An 814-nucleotide genomic window follows, 5' to 3' on the forward strand; every position below is an offset into this window, starting at 1 on the left:
GTTTTAGTCTTGCGACCGTACTCCCCAGGCGGTCTACTTATCGCGTTAGCTGCGCCACTAAAGCCTCAAAGGCCCCAACGGCTAGTAGACATCGTTTACGGCATGGACTACCAGGGTATCTAATCCTGTTTGCTCCCCATGCTTTCGTACCTCAGCGTCAGTATTAGGCCAGATGGCTGCCTTCGCCATCGGTATTCCTCCAGATCTCTACGCATTTCACCGCTACACCTGGAATTCTACCATCCTCTCCCATACTCTAGCTCACCAGTATCGAATGCAATTCCCAAGTTAAGCTCGGGGATTTCACATCCGACTTAATAAGCCGCCTACGCACGCTTTACGCCCAGTAAATCCGATTAACGCTCGCACCCTCTGTATTACCGCGGCTGCTGGCACAGAGTTAGCCGGTGCTTATTCTGCGAGTAACGTCCACTATCTCTAGGTATTAACTAAAGTAGCCTCCTCCTCGCTTAAAGTGCTTTACAACCATAAGGCCTTCTTCACACACGCGGCATGGCTGGATCAGGGTTCCCCCCATTGTCCAATATTCCCCACTGCTGCCTCCCGTAGGAGTCTGGGCCGTGTCTCAGTCCCAGTGTGGCGGATCATCCTCTCAGACCCGCTACAGATCGTCGCCTTGGTAGGCCTTTACCCCACCAACTAGCTAATCCGACTTAGGCTCATCTATTAGCGCAAGGTCCGAAGATCCCCTGCTTTCTCCCGTAGGACGTATGCGGTATTAGCATCCCTTTCGAGATGTTGTCCCCCACTAATAGGCAGATTCCTAAGCATTACTCACCCGTCCGCCGCTAGG

At 52.7% G+C, this 814-nt stretch carries 1 rRNA gene; it reads right to left on the reverse strand.

Going from position 1 to position 814, the window contains the following annotated elements:
• Positions 1-814: ribosomal RNA gene (locus J502_RS16135) — 16S ribosomal RNA — on the reverse strand; the annotation flags it as partial.

Source organism: Acinetobacter sp. 1294596 (assembly GCF_000582925.1).
Lineage (GTDB): Bacteria > Pseudomonadota > Gammaproteobacteria > Pseudomonadales > Moraxellaceae > Acinetobacter > Acinetobacter radioresistens.